The sequence below is a fragment of the Salmonella sp. SG203 genome, assembly GCF_013350575.1.
Lineage (GTDB): Bacteria > Pseudomonadota > Gammaproteobacteria > Enterobacterales > Enterobacteriaceae > Salmonella > Salmonella enterica.
Genome location: NZ_SNMT01000036.1, coordinates 23,403 through 29,462, shown reverse-complemented (window position 1 = coordinate 29,462; position 6,060 = coordinate 23,403). Strand labels below are relative to the sequence as shown.

3 protein-coding genes and 3 pseudogenes are annotated in these 6,060 nt (G+C 52.6%); 5 read left to right on the top strand and 1 reads right to left on the bottom strand.

Annotation, left to right across the window (positions count from 1 at the left end; translation table 11 throughout):
- Positions 1-422: 422 nt before the first annotated feature.
- A pseudogene (gene trbA, locus HV477_RS25940) lies at positions 423-920 on the top strand (IncI1-type conjugal transfer protein TrbA); the annotation flags it as partial.
- A pseudogene (locus tag HV477_RS28295) lies at positions 920-1,592 on the top strand (hypothetical protein); the annotation flags it as partial. The pseudogenes trbA and HV477_RS28295, both read left to right, overlap by 1 nt.
- A 70-nt stretch (positions 1,593-1,662) precedes the next feature.
- Here the strand turns inward: HV477_RS28295 and HV477_RS29140 are convergent.
- A pseudogene (locus tag HV477_RS29140) lies at positions 1,663-1,793 on the bottom strand (hypothetical protein); the annotation flags it as partial.
- Between the two features lie 188 nt (positions 1,794-1,981).
- Between HV477_RS29140 and HV477_RS25930 the strand changes: the two are divergent.
- The 3 genes from HV477_RS25930 to HV477_RS25920 all read left to right on the top strand — a co-directional run bounded on the left by HV477_RS25930 (position 1,982) and on the right by HV477_RS25920 (position 6,055).
- A complete protein-coding gene (locus HV477_RS25930) occupies positions 1,982-2,731 on the top strand; it encodes a molecular chaperone (protein ID WP_175065590.1) in 750 nt (249 codons plus the stop codon).
- 140 nt (positions 2,732-2,871) lie between these two features.
- Positions 2,872-5,415, top strand: a complete 2,544-nt coding sequence (locus HV477_RS25925; RefSeq protein ID WP_175065589.1) for a fimbria/pilus outer membrane usher protein — start codon at positions 2,872-2,874, stop codon at positions 5,413-5,415.
- Positions 5,416-5,575: 160 nt separating this feature from the next.
- The gene (locus tag HV477_RS25920; RefSeq protein WP_175065588.1) at positions 5,576-6,055 is read left to right on the top strand and encodes a hypothetical protein; all 480 of its coding nucleotides are present in this window, start codon (positions 5,576-5,578) and stop codon (positions 6,053-6,055) included.
- The last annotated feature ends 5 nt before the right edge of the window (positions 6,056-6,060 follow it).

Here is a 6,060-nt window from a genome sequence, read left to right as displayed (position 1 = left end):
CTGCGTGAGCAGCTGTACGGCACCCGGTTCTGTATGGAGATTCAGAAAACGCCTTTTATGGCGCCGGCTGAGGCTGAACATCTGTATTCAGCTGAAGATCCACCCGGGCAGCCACTGCCGGTCGGTGTAAAGCAAACGGTGAGCTGCGGGCCTCAGTCGCGCTGAAAAAGATCGCCAGGTCGTAACGGCTGGAGAAGAAGAGCTGCCACCGTCCCGCGAAGAGAGTCCGGCAGTGGTGGCAACGTTATGCCAGCCCCGAAACCGGAAGTCTTGTGGTTCTGTCCTGAACAACAGGAAGGGAGAGGTTTCTCCTGGTAGTGCGTTACACAAACGTAAGCCGCTCGCCAGAACCGTATTGATATTTATTGGTCGGTCAGTTCGACTTTCCAGGGCAACGGCTTGCGTGCCCGGTTTGCCGACCATGGTTATTTTTACCCGAAGTGGTATAAGCCACCTGCCTGATACTCCACACCTTATGGGGATTTACTGACTGGGGACCATTTCACGAATACGCAGTACCCCGCTACAACCTTCTGGCCATAACAGGTAACAACGCCACCAACATCAGTTTCAGTCAGTGGCTTAATGTAATGGATCAGACCATCAGTATTCTGTGGATCTTTCTGCTTCCGTTAACAGCATGGTCACTATGGAAATGGTATCAGCATCCCGGACAAAGCCGTTTCACCCGCAGGCCTGTCGATATCACCAGATTACCGCATATCTTTGCCTCTCTGTCCCCGGCCATTGCCCCGGTTATGCCTGAAGGTGATCCCGGAAAGCTCCTCCACGGCGGAAAACGACCTGAACAGAGAGTTGCGCTTACACCAGAGGCTTTTGTCGAACAACACAGCTTAATCACCAGTATGCAGCTCGATGTTGCAGCGACAGAACAATGTTTCATGGCACAGCTGGGTCAAGTATCCTGATGAAAAGTAAGATAAACGTCCAGGAACTGATAAAGCTGCATCCCGGCGAATTCTTTTCCATTTTTCAGGGTGAATCAGTTCCCTCTGCATCGTTCTATAGCTTTGGCAGTGATCCTGTCGTCATTAACCGCTATATCAGCGTGGATGCGCCACGTCTCAAGCAGCTTCGCCATCTGGTCCCCCGAACGGTACAACGCCGTATTCTTTCACCGGAAAATGTCAGCGCCATCACTGGCGTACTGACAGCAAAACCTTCCCGCAAACGGCGAAAAAGCCGCACGGAACCACATATTATCGTGGATACTTTCCAGCAACGAATCGCAGGACGTCAGGCTGCTGTGACGCTGCTGGAAGAGTACGACACGGATATCAACGCGCGCGAAATGGCCTTGTGGGAAACAGCCGTGAACACGCTTAAAACTACCACCCGGGAAGAATGACGAATTCGCTACATACACACTGAACCGGCCAGATACACCGGCCACAGAAGAGGAGAATCAGATATCAGTCAGGACAGAAAAAGCAGGTATCCGCCTGTTATTACCAACTGAAGGAGATGGCCTGTTTAACAGAATACCGGACAAAAAAACTCACATATTTCTACAATCCACCGAAAAGGATGGAATAACCGGTTTTGAGCCTGTACACGAAATTGTGGTGTAACACGAGGCTGTTTCTGTGATGGTTTCAGCCAACAGACAGTAATCCTGCTGTCTTACCAGCAGTTCCCTGTCGCCCCTTTAGTATCTTTCATCGACTGCTTATGGTGAGCAGTTTCATAATACCCGCCTGTTCAATTGATTGCGTCAATCCATTAAAAATACAGATCGTATCGATCGTTATTTCACGCTTGACTGTGCTTATCTGAAAACATGAACATTCAAAAAATATAAAGAAAATGTATACAAGAGCGTTCCGAAATTATATTTGGAGCAGGTTAAGTTATGGAGTTTAATATCAAGTTGAGTCAGCGGTACGCAGGAGTATCGTGGGGTATTGTTTTTTGTGGTGATGTCATTGATATAATGTGATTAAGAAAAGGTAACTTTTTAATGGTTAAGGAATGTTTGTTCTGCCTGATGTCTGTTGTTTTTGGGGTATCAGAGGCAGGGGCTCAATCTGTATCGCTGAATACTCAGAAGTACGGAATTGAGCTTGGAGCGACCCGTATTATTTATCCGCCAGAAGGGAATGGTGTAACGCTGAGTGTGGTCAACCCGGAAAATTACCCGATACTGATACAATCACAGGTTCTGAAGGAAGATAAAAAAACTGAAGCGCCATTTTATGTTACGCCGCCACTTTTTCGCCTGGAGGGAGGGCAAAAAAATACCCTGCGTATAGTCCGTACCGGAGGGGAATATCCGGCAGGGCGTGAATCCCTGGCATGGCTTTGCGTCCGGGGGATTCCGCCAAAAGACGGAGATGTCTGGGCGCAGGGTAAGGACGGCCCCCTGCAATCCTCCGGGAAGGTTGCCATGCTGATGCAGTTGTCCATTAACAGCTGTATAAAACTGCTGGTTCGTCCTGACAGTCTGTCCACCAATCCGTCGGGCATGGCGGATAAACTGAGCTGGAAGGTTGTCGGTAATAATCTGATTGCCACCAATCCGACAGAGTATTATATGAGTCTCGGATCACTGTCCTTTAATGGTAAAAAACTGCAGGAAGATTATATTCCGCCGCAGGGTGAACATGTATTTGCCCTGCCGGGAGGGTACGGAAGTCGAGGAAAAGTAAGCTGGACAGTTGTTGGTGATTATGGTGATAACAGTCCGGTACAGACGGCAGAAATAAAATAGCGTATTTTTATCCGGTGTCGTCCGGAGAGTGCTTTCTGATTAAATAAAATATTACTGCTGAAATATATCAGACGGTTGTCTGATGGTTATTGTATGTATCTGATTTCCTGAAGCGGTTTTAAGAAAAAAACGGATTTATTATGCGCCACTCCATTCTGGCATTATTTGTCGGTGTTACGTTATTGTCTCCGGAGGCTTTTGCCCGCCATTATATATTTGATGCGTCAATGATTGGCGACAGTAAGAGTAATGTGGATATCTCCCTGTTTAATGAGGGACTGCAGTTACCCGGCAATTATGATGTTACCGTGCTGATGAATGGAGAGGCAGTGGATAATACCACGATACCGTTTCATCTTGCAGGAGAAAAAGGCCATCAGTATCTGGCTCCCTGTCTTACGCCTGAACAGCTTTCCCGTTACGGGGTTGATACCGGTAAATATCGTTCGCTTTTTACCGGCTCCACCTGTGCTGACCTGAGCGCGATCCCTCAGGCCACCACGCATTTTGATTTCAATCAGCAGCAGCTGGCCATTGTGGTTCCTCCTCAGGCCATGATGCCGAAAATCACCGGTATTGCACCTGAGTTGCAGTGGGATGATGGTATCCCCGCTCTGTTGCTGGGCTGGGATGCCAGTACACAGCACAGTGAGTACCGGGAACCATGGTCCTCCCGTTCTGACTCGAATTACATCAGCCTGCAGCCCGGGCTGAACCTCGGACCGTGGCGTTTACGTAATGCCTCCACCTGGCAGAAAAACAGCAGTCAGCCGGGGGAGTGGCAGAGTGCGTACACGTACGCGGAACGGGGTATCAACCGTCTGAAAAGCCGCCTGACGTTCGGGGAGAGTTATACCTCCGGTAGCGTATTTGACAGTATACCCTTCCGGGGCGTCATGCTGGCCTCCGACGAAAATATGGTGCCCTGGGACCAGAGTCAGTTTGCGCCGGTGGTCCGGGGGATTGCCCGTACCCAGGCCCGGGTTGAGGTCAGACAGAACGGTTACCTGATGACCACCCGGACGGTACCCGCCGGTCCGTTTGAAATCACCGACCTGCCCTCCACGGGGTCCAGTGGCGACCTGCAGGTCACCGTGCTGGAAAGCGACGGCTCCCGCCAGGAGTTCACCGTGCCCTATAACTCCCCGGCAGTGGCTGTACGTCAGGGATACCTGAAATACAGCGTGACCGGGGGGCAGTATCGTTCCTCATATGACAACGTGAAACACACGCCGGTGATGTCCGCTGAACTGATATACGGCCTGCCGTGGAATTTGACGGTCTATGGCGGTTTTCAGACCGCAGACCATTATCAGGCGGGCTCCGCCGGGCTGGGTGCCATGCTGGGGGGATGGGGCGCACTGTCAGTGGATGCCACGCTGGCGCGTTCACAATGGTATGGCGAATCACAACAGACGGGGCAGCGCTGGCGGGTTCGTTACAGCGAGACCCTTGATACAGGAACCTCGCTGGGCATGGCCAGTGAGGAATATGACTCAGAAGGTTACAGCGGGCTGTCAGAGACGCTGGACACCTGGTGTGATAACAACAGCCACTGTGGGTATTACCCCGGGTACCGTCCGGCGCGGCAGAAGAACCGGACCAGTATCACCCTGAGCCAGTCGCTGGGTGGCGTCGGGAGCCTGAGTCTGAACGGCTCCCGGCAGACGTACCGTAATGACAGCAGCAGTAACACCTCATGGGGCGCGGGATACAGCACCATGTTGTTCAGCCGCCTGTCTGTCAGCCTGAACTGGTCGCGGAACCAGAGCACGGACCGCTCCGGACGGACATCGACTGACAGTTTTACCAGTCTGTACCTGAGCATGCCGCTGAGCAGCTGGTCAGCGCTGAGCCCTGTGTATGCAACATACCAGATGAACGGTCAGAGTCACGGGGACACAAACCATGAACTGGGTATGTACGGTGATGTACTGGACCGCCGTCTCCACTGGGACGTACGCGAACGTTACCGTGACGGAAGCGGGAACGATAAGGCGAACAGCGCCCTGTACCTGGATTACCGCGGTACCTACGGCGAGCTGACCGGCAATTACAGCTACAGCCGCTACCAGCGTTTGGCGGGCGCCGGCGTGAAGGGCATGCTGGTTGCGACCGGTGACGGTCTGACGGTGGGACAGCCACAGGGGGACACGCTGACACTGGTTGAAATACCGGGGGTGTCTGGGGCTCCTGTAGGGGGCTGGCCGGGCGTGAGAACCGATTTTCGCGGTTACACGACGCAGGGTTACCTGACGCCGTATCAGATAAACGAAATAAATGTCGACCCGGCGGGCCTGCCGGATAATGCGGCGTTGTCACAAACCACAGTGAAGGTGGTGCCGACGAAAGGTGCGGTTGTCCGGGCGAGATTCCATCCGTCGGTGGGTAAACAGGTATTACTGACACTGGTTAGTCCCGGCAGCCGTCCGGTACCGTTCGGCGCGGTGGCTGTGGTGGAAGGCCATGACAGCGGAACCGGTATCGTGGGTGACGGCGGGAAGGTGTACCTGACGGGGATGCCGGATGAGGGGCGTGTCAGCGTTCGCTGGGGAGCGGGGCAACAGCAGCAGTGTACGGCAGACGTCAGTGTAACGGGGCTGGCGGGACCGGCAGGTGTGTATTCTGCGGATGCCGTCTGCCGGGATGACACGCTGACATCCGGAGGGGCGGACAGGCGCTGAAAAAGTTAACAGGATTACCGCTTCCGCGTGTGGCACGGTCAGACGTGAAAGCGCGTAAACATCACCGGTAATGGTGATGGAATATGCAGAACGGGAGGCACACAGCAACACCTGTTCTGTCGGTATGAAACGAAACCATGTATAAAAAGGATATAGCTATATGAAAAACGTAAGAATTCTGGCACTGGCCGCTGCCCTGAGCGCCGTGATGACCGGTTCTGCTTTTGCTACTGCCGTATCGGGGCAGCAGCTGAGCATTGTCACTACTCTGAGCAGGGCAGCGACAACCAACGCTGTTGTTACATCAGCGGGTTACTCGATGGACGATCAGGGTAACCTGCCCTCTAACACGACGCTGGCTACAATTACAGGCCTGCCGATCGGGGCATGGATTGTTGATACGAATAGTACGAACAGCGACGGCATTAAGTTTTTGAGCAACGACGGTAAAAATCACGCTTTTGAAGCAAAAGTCAAGGCTTCTGATTCATCTGTTGTTTCTAAGAACAGTTCTAACACCATTTCAGGGCTCAGCGCGATAACTGATGGCAAAGCCACCGTTTATCCTTATGGCAATCTGTCGAACATAGCGCCGGGTGTTTATGTTTCAACTCCGGTTGTTTACACCTTTACCAATTGATGTAC